The following is a 16804-nucleotide window of genomic DNA, read 5'->3' as shown; positions in this document are numbered from 1 at the left end:
ACTGATATCCAGATATATCATTACTTTTTCAGTTTAGACAATTGTCCTCCCCGCAATCGATTGCTCATAATTATTCGTAGTATCAAGAAAGAGAAAACGAATCATTTTTTTAGTAAGTGCACTAATTCCAGTCAGGCAAATTTTCTGATAGATAAAAAATCTATAAAGTAACCCGTCAATTTGTTAAGAAGAAAGCTTTTATGCTTCTTCTGTTGAACAAGGCTCTTCCCCCCCCTTAGTCAATAGCCCTTGTAGAGTAATTAAAATCCTTTCAAGAAAAATCAACGGGCAGGAATCATCACTCCTTTGTTTAAGAAATAATTGCTTTAGAAGGAGCAGAAAGAATAAAAGCTGATGTTATGAGGAATACGAAGCAAGGAAGAAATAATACATTTCTTTTCGTAGGCTTCAGTATAATAATTGTTTCTTTCTATTTTTATGTAGTTTCTAAAAAAAGAAGATACACTTCACCTTTAGCAAGTGGGAAATAAATACCCAACTTGTTAGACATGAAGCATATCTTAAAAGAGTTATTCAGTTACTGTTTATCTATAGAATTTAAATCTTTTTTTATTTGAGTTGTAGAAATTTCAGGTGTTCGTTCTAAATAAATGACTTTAGCATCTGTTTTTTTCTCAATAAAGTCAAACTTTCCAGCCCAATCATCGCCCATGACAAAAGTAGAGACATTGTGTGTAAAAATATCTGAAACCTTTTGTTCCCAACTCTCCTCAGGAATCACCTGATCTACATAGCGGATAGCCTCTAGCAGTTGCTTGCGTTGTTCAAAAGAGAAGTAAGGTTTCTTTTTTTTCTCTTTAATACTAAATTCATCTGTGGAGAGAGCGATAATCAAAAAATCGCCTTTTTCTTTGGCACGTCTTAACAGATTTATATGGCCATAATGAAGCAAGTCAAATGTTCCATAAGTTATTATTTTTTTCATTGAAAACATTCCTTTTGTCCGAAGCAAGAAGGTATTGTGGATTCGTTTATTTTTTTTCTTTTACATTAATCTTATTTGCAGAAATATAACCATATTTAGTGATAAGTCTAGGTGTTCCACCATCTGACCATCCAATACCTAAAACTTCTATTGTAGTGTATTTATAAAGTTTCTTATTTGTTTTACTGTATTTTGAGAACTCAACTGAGTCATAAACAAACAAGCTATGAAGAAGTCGTATTTTTTTTACAGTTGGATCAATGACAAACCTGTCATAATCGTTTCTTACCAGAATTAGATTAGTCAAATTAAGAATTATTCGATGATTATCACTTGTAACAAAATAAGTATTTTCAGTAGAACTATCTATTAGATAACCTTTTACATCAATAATACTTCCAGCAGAATAAATTGATCCATCTTCTTTTTCTATATCTGTTTTTGCAGCTAATTTTAATGGAAATTTGTACTTTGAAGTATCTAAACTCTGCAAAGAAACATCCGTGGAATCATTAGAATAGCTATAATTAGATCTGTAAGAAGAAACAAAGCCAGTTTCTACTTTGAACACAGGATTTCCATTTTGATTAAAGAGTCTTTCAAGTACTTGAAAATATTGGTTAGCTAGGTTGTTTTTTGAAGATGGTTGCGTCAATTCAGGATCATGGTAAATTTGCAGGTCTTTTACTGGTGCAATATAATCACCAGATTTTGCAAAAATAAATGAAGCAGCTATGATTTCATTATCTGATTCATTAAGCTGTTCAATCAAATACTCCATATTATTATTTTTGAGAGCCAATTGTTTTTTTTCGCTTAATTTATAAATAAATTCCGTTATTTTTAAATTCACATTCATATCAATAGTGAAAAAATCTGTCATATTTTCTAAGTAAGTATTTCGGGCCCCCTCATCAGTGATAATCATATTAATTTCATGTAATAGATCTTCTAAACTAAATAATGTTTTGAACATATTTTTTTCATTAAGTTCGTCCAACTCGTTATAAGTGTGCAACTCTCCAGCACGAAATTCTTCATAGTCTGGAATAAATTGTATAACTGGAATTTTACTTTCTACAGCATCAAATAGATAAGAAGAAAAATCTGTAATCATCATTTCATAATCATCTACAGAAATAACTGCCGAAGAAGACAATATACTAACATGCTTATTAGTTAATGCAATATCAGATAAAATATCATTAAATATTGGGTGTAATTTTATATCTAGTTGGAGTGACTGTTTCTTCAAATATTCTTCAATTGCTACAGATTGAGTTAATTCAATTAATGTTGCATAAAATTTTGATTTTTTGAAAGCTTCTATATTAGGAATCCAGCCGCCATTAACATTTTTTCCTATCATAACTGATGATCTCCAAGAAGGAGCGTATAAAAGTTTTCGTTTTTGAACAGATGGGTTAATTCTATATAATTCATCTTCAACTGTCTTTTTCGATGAAATTGAATTAAAACGCGGCATACCGACAGGTAAGAGCTGTTCAGATGAATAACCATAGATATCAATATAGTTTTTATATTCTTGTTTTGTAGAAGTTACAATACCAAGTATATGTTTATTTTTTTCATTACTCAGAAGTCGGGGCATATTAGCATGCAAAACACCATGTTGTAGATAAACCACATTCAAATTGAATAGTCCTGAAAGTTTATTAACATCTACAATCGGGAAAGGACAAAAAATTTCTACATCCTGAAAAGAAGAGATAATGATTTCTGCATTAATAAAGAGTTCTTTATGCTTATCTGTAGCAAAATAGACGATGTTTCTTTGATCAATTGCTGAAGATAATATTATATTTTCAACTTTTGAACCTCTGTGTAAAACATAGTACCTAGTTATTCCATCATCTAATGATATATCGTGAATAAATTGATAGTATGCATTATCTATAGCTGTACTAGAATCGGAATAGAGCCAAATCTTAGCTGCATTATCAATTGTTTTATAAATAATAGCTTGTGCTAATGTATTATTTTCAAGTTTTTCTAATTTTTGCAAAAAACCAATTTCTAAATAAGGGGAATAACTTGCAGAATGTTTTCTTATATACAATGTAGAATTACTATCAACTAAAGAAAAAATGAAGCCATTTCTTACAACAGTATTTTTCCCAAGCTCATTTGGAAAAAGACGATTATTTAAAACTGAGACTACCTGAGGACAAAATTCTTTATTATCTAAGTAGAAACCTACATTTAAGTTTCCTTCAATTAGATTTTCAAGAGGAATACTTATATTTATTGCAAAAAATTTATGTGTTTTTATTTTATTTCGGTAATAACTGTATGAAGATTCAAAACTACAAATTTCTTTTTCTATATCCCCATTCCTGTAAAAAAATTTGGGGTTCAAGATTGCTCCAAAGTGAAGTTTGAAAAAACCTGAGAGCAGCAATCTATTATTTTTTATATCTAAATCAGTCCAAAAGTATTCCACTTTTTTGTCAATTCTAACTAGTTCATTCTTTTGATAATATTCAATACTATTTTCTCTGCATTTGTAGTCAATTGAAATTCCCTTAAGCTCAGCAATCATGTCCATAAAAAAGGAATCCCAATTTTTTGAATTTTTGAGTCCTTCTAAAATTATTTCAGAATTAATATAGGCTAATATTTTTTTAAACTCATCCAGCCATGCAGCATATTCAAAGTGATTTAAATGTTTAGGGAGTAATTTTGTTCCTAACCAACGCCAGCCATACTCATTTAATAAAACTCCTTGAACATATTTGGGGATTGTATTATCCATTCTTTTAGTAGCTTTAATCAATGTTTTTGACCATGTCAATAAAATATCTGAAGCCTGTACAGGATTTGCATATTTATCGACTGTAGAAAAACCAGATTTTAAGTAATCATAAGTAAGCCCTTCTTTTACATAGCCAATACAATTTTTTCTTATAATATATTGGGTTACAAATAAAGAATCTTCAGCATACGGTAATTCTTCATCAAAATAGATTTTTTCGTCTTCGGGAAGATTTTTAATTACTACGTTTAAGCGAGCCTGTGATATGTGATAATTCAAATCTGTTGGGTAAAGTCCAGATCCATTTTTATATAATGTATTTTTGACAGAATCATTTATTTTTCTGTAAATAAATTTTTGGTTCGAATTCCTTACAAGTTTATATTCTTTGTAATCTTTAGGAAAACCATATTTTGCAAATACTTCAATAGGATATTCATATAAATATCTTTCAGGATAAGCAACTATATCAGTTTCTTTTCCTGTATCAGATTCAAGAAAATCAATAATCGGTTCAAAATGATTATTTGAGTATGTATCATCAGCATCTAAAAATGTAATGAACTTTCCAGTAGCTACTTTAAGCCCTAAATTTCTGGCTTTTGATACACCATTATGATATCCATCTAATATAATTATATTTGTATCCAATCTGTTTTTCCATGCATTGATAATTTCTCTAGAATTATCTGTAGAGCCATCATCAATAATAACAATCTCCAATTCTTCAATTGAAAGATTTTGATTATTATAAATGGATATTAAAGCATCTTCTATCGTATCTTCAGCATTGTACACAGGTATAATAACAGAGATCAACATTTTTATTTAGCACCTTTCTGCATAAATTGTATTTTTCTTAACACCTAGTGCTCCAACCAAATTATAAATGATATTCAATGGTAGAATATTTTAACTTGTATGATTCAATGACAAGAACAAGTATCTGCTAATTAATAGGAGAAAATGAGGTTGTGACAAAGCTTCTCCATGCGACGAGTAACCGCAGGAGCAGAAGTGTTCTGTCTCAAGAACCAGATAGGTATCATGCATCATCTACTCTGACAAGTCAATCGTAGTGATTTATATCAATAAGTCGGAATATACGAAAATTGTCAAGAAACACTAGTTATAAAATGAATAGCTGTGAATTGATACCTCCCTTGAGCTACTCATATTTTCAGTATCATTCAACTTATTTCCAGAACTGCTGTCTCTACGAGTCTAACGATTCTCGAGACAAAACATTACGCTGTATCCGTTTGTCTGCATCTACGGTTCTCACTACACTTCGTTTCGATCTCATCAATTTCTAAATGGCAGAGCCGCTAAGAATTGAAGGACTTCGTTCCGATCCTCGAAGCATGGAGGGGCTTTGCTCCTACGCTTCTTCGAATGCTCGTCGCATGTCTGGGGGGCAGGTATGAACTTGCTCCTACGCTTCTTCGAATGCTCGTCGCATGTCTGGGGGGCAGGTATGAACTTGCTCCTACGGTTTCTTCGAATGCTCGTCGTATGTCTGAGGGGCAGGTATGAACTTGCTCCTACGGTTTCTTCGAATGCTCGTCGCATGTCTGGGGGGCAGGTATGAACTTGCTCCTACGGTTTCTTCGAATGCTCGTCGCATGTCTGGGGGGCAGGTATGAACTTGCTCCTACGGTTTCTTCGAATGCTCGTCGCATGTCTGGGGGCAGGTATGAACTTGCTCCTACGGTTTCTTCGAATGCTCGTCGTATGTCTGGGGGGCAGGTATGAACTTGCTCCTACGGTTTCTTCGAATGCTCGTCGCATGTCTGGGGGGCAGGTATGAACTTGCTCCTACGGTTTCTTCGAATGCTCGTCGTATATCTGGGGGGCAGGTATGAACTTGCTCCTACGGTTTCTTCGAATGCTCGAATCATACAAAGACTGAAACACTGTTTATTCGGTTTTAGGGATCTCAGACATACTTTTGTCACAGTCCCACTCCCGTACTGGCTATACGTTTCTTGGATTAGAAGCATAACTATATTTTTAATTCAGTCAACGGTCAACACACTAATCTTTATTAAGGTATTACACTATCTTAATAAATCTCTTATAGTGTTTAGCTTTTTAGTCAATTCAGTATTTTTATGTTTTTCCACAGCTATTTCTTTTGTCTTTTTCTCTTTATACCAGTCTAATCCAAAACTTAAGCGATTTATTTTTTCACTATCAGAAACACTAATTATTGGTTTTACAGGTTTTTCATAATTAATTTTGGCTAATACTTCATCTATAGGAGCAAATTTTCTGTTTCGATCTTTAGAAAAAATTGTTTCTATACCATTAGTATTTAAAAAATCAAGATAATGATCAAAATTATGTTCCTGTTGTCTTTCAGGGGACTTGAAATCTGTTTCTTCTACATATTGGCTAAGTGGTTTATCATAGTCTATTAAATGAAGAGGTATAGAAGGTAGCTTATGATATGAAACAAGTTCTCTGACTCTGGCATCACTTGCAATAGTTAGGCTTGGTGTACCGTTAATTGTTGCTGTAATGTTTCCATGTAATCTACTCCCAACACTAAAGTCTACTGTTTTCATATAATCAAACCAACTTTTGGCATTTAAGAAAAATTTTACTTTTCCTTCTTTATAAAAATCACTTTCAATTGAATAAGGGTAACTATCTGCGGTATGTGCAATCGAAGGACCACCTAAATAGCCAGTTACCATTTCACTCCAGACTTGAGGAATAAAAAAATGATCAGGAAATTGTTTGCTTATACTGACAAGATAGTCCATTAGGTCTTGTGACATACCTTGGGTTCCATTTAATGATATTCTTGAATTTTCTTGCAAATTAATTTCTCTAAGAGTTAGATTTCTACCAAAAGTATAAAGTGAAGGACACCCAATGACTGAAAAATCTTTTTCTGGTGTATAGCCTAATTTGGTGAGATATTCTGCAGTAATTTCACCACGTAAACCAATCATTGAAGATTTTTCCAGTGCCGCATTGATGAATGCTTTAGTATCATCATCAAATACAAATTTTTCCTGTAGATTAGGCTCATAGGAAGCGCGCATTCCAATTCCTAGTATACAAATAGGAATCTTTAAACGCTTAAAAAGTTCGGTATACAATTTCAAATATTTTCTGAAATCAGGTCTGAATGCATCTGCAAAAGGAAGAACATAGAGATCAAAATTTTCATTAATCCAATCAGCTCTGTTAGGATCCATAATTAATCCATCTGGAGTTAAAGTATTTACTTCATCATATAATAGTCTATATACAGAATATTGATAAACTAAATTTCCAACATTTACTCCAAAGCGATCTTTTTTTAATAATTCTTCTGCTGTATAATTTTCTAATGGTGTCATTGCTGATCTAATTAAAATGCGCATAGTTTTTCTCCTTAAGTTGCTGTTTTTAATAAATATTTATTGATTATTGTATTTCTATCAAATAATCAATAATCCGTTCTGATGATCGACCATCCAAGTAATCAAAGCTATATTCGATAAATTTTTCAATTTTTGGTATATCAGCCTTAATTTGCTCATCAAGTAAATGAATTAATTCATCAGAAGAATAAGCTACTGGGCCAGGTACAAATTGTTTAAAATCAAAATAAAAGCCTCTTTTCTCAATATATTCATCCAAATCAGGAGTGAAAAATATAATCTTCTTCTTTAATAAAGCATATTCAAAAATAACTGAAGAATAGTCAGTAACTAGAACATCTGCAATGATTAACAAATCATTTATTTCTCTAAATTCAGAGACATCAAAGAAAAAATCCTTATATTTATCAGAGATTGTATATTCTTTTATAAAAGGATGAAATTTTATAAGACAAATATAGTTTGAATTGGCATACGTTTCATATAGCTTTTCGTAGTCAAGCCAGTCATTAGGATAGTAAGCTGATAATTGTCCGTTTCCTCGAAAAGTCGGTGCAAATAGTATTATTTTTTTATTGATTATAAAAGGAAGCTTCGTCTTTAAATATGTTTCAATTTTTGACATTTTTTTTAAGTCAAAAAATAAATCTGTACGAGGTAGACCTAAAGGCAGGATGGTAGATGGAGAAACACCAAACCCTTCCGCATACTGTTCTATAACATTTGAAGAACTGACAAAAACTTTAGTATAATTTTTATGGTTTTTTGATTTTGGAGAAGGTCCACCTGGAAGACCCATTCGACTATAACCAAATTTTTTAAAAGCACCTGCAGCATGCCAAACTTGTATTAGATCTGTTTCTTTCCTTATTTTCAGTTGATAGATCAATGGAAAAAAATCATCAATAAGTATGTATCGGCTTCTGGCCAATGACCATGCGAATTTAATAAGATAAAAAAGAGTTTTCTTGTCATTTATTGATGCTTTTAAAAAAAAGACACTTGAAAACTGTTTATTTCTTCGATTAATTTCTGTATATAAGTACTCCAAATTTCCCGATAAAGTGGCTCGACTATCTGAGGCAAAGGTTATTCTTTTTTTATTGATGGGAATAATAGAAAAGCACATATATAATATTTTGAAACTAAATGTTTTTGCCTTTCTAAATAGTTTCAATAATTTCATCTTTTTATCCTCATTTCCGGTTTGAAAAGTTTAATACTGTAAAAATGATATTTAATTAGAGATTCATTAACTAGAAAAGATAAGTAAATATCATTTTAGTAGTGAAAGAGGGAATTAATTTAATCTTTTTGACAATACCCTTTTATAGCTGTTACTTATTATTTCCAAATGAGTATAGTTCTCATCAACTTCCTCAAAAATGATTTCTGGATACTCGTGAGACAACTGTAGTAACTTTTTATAATCATAATCTGATTTTCCTGTAACAATCATAATTTTTTCAGGGAAATCAGGTTTTATTTGTTCCCTTTGTTGAATCTGTTTAAATAGAGCAGAATCATTATTTGAAAGCTCAGCTTTTAGTGTTGGTACTTTTAATATATCAATGTAATGAGCAATGTCCAGAATTGGTGCAATAAGGGTTAAACTAGTAAGTTGTTTCATATCTTTTCCAACATGGTAGGCACCATATCCACCTTTTGAAGTTCCAACAAAATGGATTTCTTCGTAATTATTCCCGAGATTTACAATGAAATTTTGAATATTAGAGACAATCATTGAACCAAAATTAGTCATATACCACCCATGAATATAGTTGAAATCATCTTCAAGATAGACAAAATCATAGTTAGGATTATTTAATGAGTATTTAAAAAACTGATATTTATCATGTTGAAATAATTCATTCATTGTCTTATGGGTTATTTTATTTTCTTGTCTGTGGATCTCAGCCAGACTTGCTCTTTTTCCTTGAAAAAAAATCATTAGTTTTTTTCCATTATTATTTTTGTAACCATATTTAATCTTTATTTGTCCATCCACATAAACACGTTGCTTAATTTTCTGCATTTCTTTACTCTTTTGTTTTCTTAAATTGGAAGCATCAAAAGATAAGAAATCTAACAGCTTTTTCATTCGTTCTATTTTGTCAAATGTAGAAATTTGGATAGGATCAATATGCTTAAAATCATTTATAATCATTATATTATTTGAATAGAAATCAGAAGAAGATTGAGCAGATTTATCTATAACTGCATCAAGCAAATTAAAGGTTATAAATCTGTTGAACAACATTTTCTGCCAAGTATTTTTAAGTATTTTATCTAAATTTTCTGAGATAATAATGTTGGGGTACTCGACATTAACAGATCCATTATCCAAAAGTGCCTGATACATCTCGGTAGGTGTCCTATATATATTTTGCATTCTCATACCATCCTAAATTTCAGTAGTTGCTTTTTCTATCAAACATATTTTTAAGATAATTTCATTAATAGTTTCAACAGCTTTAATATTGTTGGTAACATGTTCATCTACTGCCAAGTGCTTTGTTTTTTCACTCAAGGTTCCTTTTTTCATTTTTATACAAAAATTTTGTATATCTGATAGTTCAATAGCTTGAAAAAAGTCGTATTTAATAAAAAAATTTTTGTTAAAAAAACCAACATTCTGTTCATATTCTTCTAGATCGGGAGTCCAAATCAAGATGGGCCGTTCTGTAATACTGTAATCAATCATCAAAGAAGAGTAATCGGTTATCAATAAATCACTGGATAAGAGCTCCTCATATAGCTGATCTGGACGGACAATATAATCATCGCTAACTCCCTTTGATTGAACGTAAGGATGAACAGATAACTTTAGTTCAAAACCAGGCATCTCTTCCTCAAATAATTTGATTAGTGTTTGAATCAAATGAAGAGAATAGTCCTCATTACCTTTTCTATATGTAGGTGCATAAAAAATTTTAATTTTTTCTGAAATTTGGTAGGGGAACTCTTCATAAATTTTTTTCGCTAGTTCTAGTTGTATTGCACCTGTGACCATTGTCTGTTCGATGGAAACTCCTAAAGCTTCTGCATAAGCTTTACGATCTTTCTCTGAATTGACGCATACTAAATCATAATTTTTATGTGGAATAAAATTTTTTTTGTTTTGCAAACTGTTACCAAAATGCTTAATGGTTCCTGCTGCATGCCAGATCTGAATAACTTGATTTTTTTTCTGTTTATATATTAAGGCGTTTACTGGAAAGAAATGATCATCAAGAATAATTATTTCGCTTTCTGCAATTAGCTTTGTAGCTTTGAAACAATTTTTTAAATAACTTGATTTCGTTCCTTTCCGGTTAAACATGAGTTGTTTGAATGAAAAAATACCATAAGCTTGTAAAGAAAGTCCGTCTTTTAATGCTTGCATAGAGGGAGACATTTCTTCACTACGTGAACTGCAAAATAGAATAGAATTTTTTTTAAAAGGTATAACGAAACTCCAAAATAGGTATAAAACAGAAAATATAAGCTTCAGTACATTTATCTTTAAATAAGCTAGATATTCCATTTCATCACGGCTTTTCCCCAAGTATTTTGCAGTTCGCACTCAAAGAAATGATGAATCTCAGAAATCGTTGAGATATCTTGAACGATACCGATTAGTCCTTCCAAGCGTTTTCTTGCATGCTCATGTTCATGTAAAAATTGAACAGTTTTCTCAAAATCTTCTCTACCACTACGGCTGCTTCCAACCATTGTCAAGCCTTTTTCTAAAACCATTCGAGTATTAATTTCTATCAGACGTTCAGAAACCCCCATAACAGCAATAGTTCCTTCCGGTTTTATGTGATCTATAATCTGATTGATAGCATCTTGACTGCCCATACCGCCAACGCATTCTACGGCTTGAGAAATCATTAAATCTAAAGGAATCTCATCAATTAAATAGATTTCATGAGCAAAAGAAAAATATTGAAGCTTTTCAGGATTTTTACCAAATACTATGATTTTAGATTTCGGAAAGAACCGCTTTAATAACAGGCTGGTAATAAATCCTAAATTACCATCTCCCCATACACCAAAAGATTCTATATCGCTATTCATTCTTTTTTGCATTCTTGATATTGAGTGAATTGCGACAGAAATCAATTCTGTATAGGCAGCTACCTCAGAAGGTAGTGAATCTGGTACAGTTACCAATCGGTTGGGTGTTGTAAAAACATATTCTTGCATTAATCCATCAAAACCGCTGGAGCGAAAACGTGAACTTGGTAAATAGTTCTCTTTAATGTGTTCAGAGCTTTCTGTAGGTGTATTCGGAACTAACACTACACGTTGCCCTCGTTTAAATGTTCCTGTTTTATCCAAAACAATTTCACCGATACCCTCGTGAATTAGCGCCATTGGTAATTTCTTCTTTAATACCTCTTTATCCCTTGAACCAGTATAGTAACGCTGATCTGCATGACAGATAGAAAGGTAGGTAGGTCTGACAATAGTTGTTCTATTTGAAATCTTCTCTTCTATGGAAAATTGTTCAAATTGTCTTGGACCTGTCAGACGAATCACTTGATTAATCATTTTCTCTCTCCTCAAGTAAAGCGTTAGCGATTTTTAAATCATAGGGTGCAGTAATTTTAATGTTGAATAATTCTCCATCCACCATTTTGACCTTTTCACCAGCTAATAAACAAATCTTACAGGAATCACTGAGAATATTTTTCTGTTCCTCCGTCAATAAACTATAGGATCTTTTTAGTACCTTGATATTAAACGTTTGGGGTGTTTGCCCTTGATACATCTCATCTCTGTTTGGAATATCAGAAATAATGTCTTGTCTCACTTGGACAATAGTATCAAATGCTGGAATTCCTGTATCAACAGCAGTGTAGTTCTCTGTTGCTGCTAAATTATCACTAATAATTCTCTTCGTAATAAATGGACGAACTGCATCGTGAATCAGTAGTACGTCTTTGTCTGTAATGGTATATTCTGTTTCAATATATTCTATGGCCTTATTTAAGGTATCATTTCGTTCTTCCCCACCTTCAATAACCACAATTCGTGGATCATCAGAGCCAATATACTTTTTGATTAAATCTTGAGTGTATTGAATCCAACTTTCTGAACAAGAAATAATGATTTTTTCAAAATCAGGGTTTAGTATAAACTTCTCTAAAGTATGAATAATAATTGGCTTATCTCCAAGTAATAAAAACTGCTTTGGCATTGTCGTATTCCCCATTCGTTTTCCACTGCCAGCAGCCATGATTTGTGCAAAGTACATAGTTTTTCCTCCAAGCATGATAATTAAATATAATCGACAAACTTTGCTCTGAATTTCAGATGTAGATGGGAGCCGATAATCAGTAGAATCAGAGCTGTCAACCAAAAGATCAGGGTATAATTTCCTTTTTCCCAGAACCAGCTTCTAGATAAAAAACTGTCTCGAAACCCTTCAATGATATAGTAAAAGGGATTCAATTTAAGTATATTGATCAATCCAACAGGTAAATTTCGATTTTCTATGTTCCAAATAGGACCTGAAACATAGAAGAGAACTCGGAAAATAGATTGCAACATAATATGATAATCACGTACTAAAGTAGTCAGTGTGGCATTCAAGATACTGAACGAAAAAATAAAAATAATCATTGCTGCAAAATAGTACAGGCTTTGCAACCAATAAAGTGTAGGATAGACACTTGCGCTAATCAAAACAATCAGTGTAATAAAGAACATCCAAAAAAAGTTCATTAAATTACTGACAATTGAAATGGAAGGAAGAGCACTTACCGGGAATTTCATTTTTGCCACTAAGCCAACATTCTTATAAATACTATTTGAAGCACCTATAATCGCGCTGTTGATAAAAAACCAAGTGCTGATTCCAATCATCATCCAAACAATAAAAGGAACGCCTTCAATTTCTCTACCTCCGTTAACCCCAAGTCCAAAAATCATATAGTAAATTCCAATTTGAATCATAGGATTTAAAATCTGCCACATTAATCCTAGATAATGACTTTGATAAGTCGCCTTTTCTTCATATTTAGACATCCGGAAAATAATACCCAGATTATTTAGTTGTTCTTTGATAATAATGAATACTTCTTTCATAATCTGCTCCTTTTATTCTCCTTGCGGGATAACCAGTATCTGTCCCACATTGATGTCGGTTGATTCTAAGTTGTTTGCCAGAATCAATGCATCAACTGTTGTTTGATGCTGGAAGGCAATATCCTCTAGTGTATCACCTTCTACAACCATATAATTGCCGTTTTCATCTACTGAGGTGCTACTTTCCGAAGTCTCAGGTTCAATTGAAGTACTTAGAACAGGCTCCACAGCTGGCAATGTTGAATCATATGTCACTATAGAGGCATGGGTTGAGGGTACTGTTGAATCGGCACTTCTTGATGAAGTCGATGTCTTCCTACTTTTTTTAGGTTCTTCCAGCTGTGTAAACATCGATTTAAACGGCTGATTAACCACACTGGAAATTGCTCGTCCACTAAAACTAACCATACTTAAAAACAGAGTCATCACCATCAGAAAAGCTAAGAAAACTCTTGTGCTGGCGGACATATTACGTCCTACTTGTATTGGTTCAGTATCTTTATTAATTTCTTTGATTTCAACTCGTGACATTTGGTTATCTTCAATTTTATTAATTTCCTCTCGGCGAAATCGTTTCAAACTGAACGTTTTCTGAGTAGATACCTGTTCTTCTTTGTAGTCGCTTTGTTCTTTCTTCGTTAAACCCTTGAACCATGTATTAAATTTTTTATATTCGGCAATCACTTCTTTGGTAGGGCCAAACATTTTTAACTGCCCATAGTGCATCCAAATCGTCTTTTCACACAGTTTTTCCACTTGACCTAATGAATGGCTAACAAAGAAAATTGTTTTGCCTTGTTCCTTAAATTCCATCATTTTGTGCAAGCATTTCTGATAAAAGGTGTCATCGCCGACTGCTAATGCTTCATCAATGATTAATATATCTGGATTCTGATGTACAGCTATCGCAAAACCTAACCGGCTTTTCATCCCACTGGAATAACTTTTAACTGGCTGGTTAATAAAGTCTCCTAATTCAGAGAAATCAATAATTTCTGAAGTGATTGCTTCGATTTCTTTATTGGTCATTCCCAACATCAGACACTTTAGCCGGATATTTTCCATTCCCGTAAGTGGTCCTTTTAGTCCGGCACCAATGGAAATGATGGAGGTTTCTCCATTGATTTCCAAACTACCGGAAGTAGGAGGGATAATTCCGCTTAAGATATTGGACAGTGTTGATTTCCCTGAACCATTAATCCCAATAATTCCGATAGTTTCTCCATCCTGAACTTCAAAAGAAACGCCTTTCAACGCCCAAAACTTTGGAATATTTTTTCTTTTAATTGAAAAGAGACTTTTTAGTTTATCTGATTTTTTCTTGAGCAGATCGTATTCTTTTGTGATGTATTGTGCTTTTACTTTATACGTCAATAGACTTCCCTCGTTTTATAGTAGTATTAGGGTATAGACATACATAGTACCCAAACTAGTTATTTTCTATTTTTTGTTCGTAGTACCTTCCAGACATACTGTGGAATCTGAATCAGCCGGTCATAACGATGGAACTTAATCGATCGGTACAGCCATTCAATATTGTGATCCAGAAAGAATTTCGGTGCTCTCGGTACTGCTCCTGACAGCACATCAAAGGTCCCGCCCACATTCAAAAAGACTTTGGCATTCAATTCCTCTACATGCCGTTCCAGAAAAATCTCTTGCTTGGGTGATCCCAGCGCCACAAACAGAAAGTCCGGTGCCGCTTCATTGATAATCTCCACAATGTTTGGTTCCTCTTTACTGGTAAAGCCATGCAAGTGATCGGCAATCACCAAATTCGGATATTGCTTTTGAATGTTTTCCGCTGCCTGTGCCACGATCTCTTTCTTCGCCCCATAAAGAAAAATCCGTTTCCTGTATTCATTGGCATATGTCAAACAGTTGTCCATCACATCAATGCCGGTGATCCGTTCGGTAATTTCCCCGCCGGTTGCCTTGGACATCTTGACAATACCAATCCCATCGGCGATCCGATGGGTTGCCCGATGGATGTATTGAAAGACCTCCGGCTGCTCATACGCCTGTAAAGTAATCTGTGGATTCACGCTCGTAATGATCATTTTTTTATTTGAAGCCAGATAGTCCGGAATGTCTTCCAGAATCTTTTCGTGGGTTAACACATCTACCGGCAGTCCCCCTATGTATTCTGTTTTCATTTTATTCTCCCCAATCCGGCATCAACCAACGCCAACACTCGTTTGCCTGCTTCGCCATCGTTATATTGATTCCACTGTTCTCCCCATTGAACAGCTCGTTCTTCAAAAGAACTGAATTCGTTTTTGTTCAATACCTCGGTCAATTCTTCTGTTGTCTTCGTTACGGGTCCCGGTGCATAATCCAAAAATTCTTTCTGAATACCGGGCATTGCTTTATAAATTTCTAGATCTGGTACAAAAAAAATAACTTTGCCGTTCGTTCTGCTCACCATAAATTCGAACAGACTGGCGGAATAATCGGTAACCAGAATCTCTGTCTGTGGAAACAACTGTTCTAAAGATTCTTTTGTCAGCGCAACATTATTCGGCAGTACCAGCTTATCAATGCTTACAGCAGGATGCAGCTTTAACAGAAAGCTTTGTTCAGAAAGCTGTGAAAATGCTTGAATTGCGCTTTCAATGACTGCCATCATAGCTGCTGAATTCTCGCGGTAGGTGGGTGCATAGAGTATGGAGCTGCCGTGTTGTGTCGCAATGCTTTGCTTGACAAGCAAGTCTGCCTTGGGAAAGCCCAGATAACGAAGGACTTCCGGTGCTGCTTTCCAGCTGTTCACAAAGACCTGGCCCATGGCCTCTGAGCTGACCACAATATCTGTAAAAGCATCGTAGACTTTCTGGAACCGGCGCTGATCAGAAGTGCTGCGGTTTAGGGTGGCGGAATCCTCCCAACCAAAAGTTTTAACAGCACCGATCGCATGCCAAAGCTGGATGATTCGCCGATTTTTGTTTGGTTTCAAGATAGCCAGCTCTGGAAAATAGTTATCTGCCACAACCACTTGAGCTTGCTTTAAATAGGAAATTCCATTATGAACCAGCAACTGTTTTTGGCTGTAGGGTAGAATAGTGACCCCTTTTTCAGCTAATTTCTTAGCATATAATTGATTGTTTTCAGTGAAGAATAACAAAAAATCAGTTGAATACTTTTCAGCTAGTCGTTGAATAACTTCTCCATCATTGCTCGAAAAGCTCATCAAATATACGATTGTAACTTGCTTTTTTACTGTTTTTGGCAATAGACGTAAGAACAATAAATAGAAAACCTTTAGGTACTTCACAATATTCACACTTTCTGAAATTTATTAAAGAAATTGTGGTAGGCAAACAACTAGTCTCTCTAAATTGTCTTTCCTACAAATATTAATTGAAGATCAGCACTTTAAATTACGTACCATAAATAATAATTTCCCAGAAGAAAAAATATTTTATGTATTATGAAGTATTATTAATATAGAATGCTAACGATGCTTCTAACTCTCTCCCGCTAAACTCAACCATTATGAACTATAGCAACTGATGTCATATAAATAAAAAAATGTGGTTAATATGCTTGAAAAATTTCATGTTTTGCGTAAAAACATGAAATTTTCTAGTATGTATTTCTTCCATTTTTTCACTTACTAACCCATTT

Annotated in this window: 12 protein-coding genes; all 12 read right to left on the bottom strand. The window is 33.5% G+C overall.

Going from position 1 to position 16804, the window contains the following annotated elements; genetic code table 11:
* Nucleotides 1-538: 538 nt before the first annotated feature.
* Nucleotides 539-946, bottom strand: a complete 408-nt coding sequence (gene tagD, locus LI954_RS00945; RefSeq protein WP_229442402.1) for a glycerol-3-phosphate cytidylyltransferase — start codon at nucleotides 944-946, stop codon at nucleotides 539-541.
* Nucleotides 947-992: 46 nt separating this feature from the next.
* A complete protein-coding gene (locus tag LI954_RS00940; protein ID WP_229443251.1) occupies nucleotides 993-4544 on the bottom strand; it encodes a glycosyltransferase in 3552 nt (1183 codons plus the stop codon).
* 1238 nt (nucleotides 4545-5782) lie between these two features.
* Nucleotides 5783-7102 carry a polysaccharide pyruvyl transferase family protein gene (locus LI954_RS00935; protein ID WP_229442404.1) on the bottom strand — a complete coding sequence of 440 codons (1320 nt, stop codon included), beginning with the start codon at nucleotides 7100-7102 and terminating at the stop codon, nucleotides 5783-5785.
* 43 nt (nucleotides 7103-7145) lie between these two features.
* Nucleotides 7146-8288: a CDP-glycerol glycerophosphotransferase family protein gene (locus tag LI954_RS00930; RefSeq protein WP_229443250.1), complete on the bottom strand. Its 1143-nt coding sequence runs from the start codon at nucleotides 8286-8288 to the stop codon at nucleotides 7146-7148.
* Between the two features lie 114 nt (nucleotides 8289-8402).
* On the bottom strand, nucleotides 8403-9494 hold the full coding sequence (locus LI954_RS00925; RefSeq protein WP_229442406.1) for a hypothetical protein: 1092 nt from the start codon (nucleotides 9492-9494) through the stop codon (nucleotides 8403-8405).
* A gap of 12 nt (nucleotides 9495-9506) precedes the next feature.
* Nucleotides 9507-10628 (bottom strand): CDP-glycerol glycerophosphotransferase family protein, encoded by a 1122-nt coding sequence (locus LI954_RS00920; protein ID WP_229443249.1) that lies wholly within the window; start codon nucleotides 10626-10628, stop codon nucleotides 9507-9509.
* Nucleotides 10616-11641, bottom strand: coding sequence for an alcohol dehydrogenase catalytic domain-containing protein (locus LI954_RS00915; RefSeq protein ID WP_229442408.1), 1026 nt, complete (start codon nucleotides 11639-11641; stop codon nucleotides 10616-10618). Before LI954_RS00915 ends, LI954_RS00920 begins: the two co-directional genes overlap by 13 nt.
* The gene (locus LI954_RS00910; RefSeq protein WP_229442409.1) at nucleotides 11634-12347 is read right to left on the bottom strand and encodes a 2-C-methyl-D-erythritol 4-phosphate cytidylyltransferase; all 714 of its coding nucleotides are present in this window, start codon (nucleotides 12345-12347) and stop codon (nucleotides 11634-11636) included. Before LI954_RS00910 ends, LI954_RS00915 begins: the two co-directional genes overlap by 8 nt.
* A gap of 23 nt (nucleotides 12348-12370) precedes the next feature.
* Complete coding sequence (locus tag LI954_RS00905) at nucleotides 12371-13180, bottom strand: ABC transporter permease (protein WP_229442410.1); 810 nt, start codon at nucleotides 13178-13180, stop codon at nucleotides 12371-12373.
* A gap of 12 nt (nucleotides 13181-13192) precedes the next feature.
* The gene (locus LI954_RS00900; RefSeq protein ID WP_229443248.1) at nucleotides 13193-14554 is read right to left on the bottom strand and encodes an ATP-binding cassette domain-containing protein; all 1362 of its coding nucleotides are present in this window, start codon (nucleotides 14552-14554) and stop codon (nucleotides 13193-13195) included.
* A 59-nt stretch (nucleotides 14555-14613) separates the two neighbouring features.
* The gene (locus LI954_RS00895; RefSeq protein ID WP_229443247.1) at nucleotides 14614-15336 is read right to left on the bottom strand and encodes a WecB/TagA/CpsF family glycosyltransferase; all 723 of its coding nucleotides are present in this window, start codon (nucleotides 15334-15336) and stop codon (nucleotides 14614-14616) included.
* A complete protein-coding gene (locus LI954_RS00890; RefSeq protein WP_229443246.1) occupies nucleotides 15333-16451 on the bottom strand; it encodes a CDP-glycerol glycerophosphotransferase family protein in 1119 nt (372 codons plus the stop codon). The genes LI954_RS00895 and LI954_RS00890 overlap by 4 nt, the downstream gene beginning before the upstream one ends.
* Nucleotides 16452-16804: the final 353 nt, after the last annotated feature.

Origin of the sequence: Enterococcus sp. CWB-B31 (assembly GCF_020567645.1) — a bacterium.
Taxonomy (GTDB): domain Bacteria; phylum Bacillota; class Bacilli; order Lactobacillales; family Enterococcaceae; genus Enterococcus_L.
Note: the sequence above shows the minus strand (reverse complement) of the source record. Positions and strands in the feature narration are given on the sequence as shown.

Coding starts and splice junctions, on each gene's coding strand:
- tagD (WP_229442402.1), bottom strand. CDS start 946: ATGAAAAAAATAATAACTTATGGAACATTTGACTTGCTTCATTATGGC.
- LI954_RS00940 (WP_229443251.1), bottom strand. CDS start 4,544: ATGTTGATCTCTGTTATTATACCTGTGTACAATGCTGAAGATACGATA.
- LI954_RS00935 (WP_229442404.1), bottom strand. CDS start 7,102: ATGCGCATTTTAATTAGATCAGCAATGACACCATTAGAAAATTATACA.
- LI954_RS00930 (WP_229443250.1), bottom strand. CDS start 8,288: ATGAAATTATTGAAACTATTTAGAAAGGCAAAAACATTTAGTTTCAAA.
- LI954_RS00925 (WP_229442406.1), bottom strand. CDS start 9,494: ATGCAAAATATATATAGGACACCTACCGAGATGTATCAGGCACTTTTG.
- LI954_RS00920 (WP_229443249.1), bottom strand. CDS start 10,628: ATGGAATATCTAGCTTATTTAAAGATAAATGTACTGAAGCTTATATTT.
- LI954_RS00915 (WP_229442408.1), bottom strand. CDS start 11,641: ATGATTAATCAAGTGATTCGTCTGACAGGTCCAAGACAATTTGAACAA.
- LI954_RS00910 (WP_229442409.1), bottom strand. CDS start 12,347: ATGTACTTTGCACAAATCATGGCTGCTGGCAGTGGAAAACGAATGGGG.
- LI954_RS00905 (WP_229442410.1), bottom strand. CDS start 13,180: ATGAAAGAAGTATTCATTATTATCAAAGAACAACTAAATAATCTGGGT.
- LI954_RS00895 (WP_229443247.1), bottom strand. CDS start 15,336: ATGAAAACAGAATACATAGGGGGACTGCCGGTAGATGTGTTAACCCAC.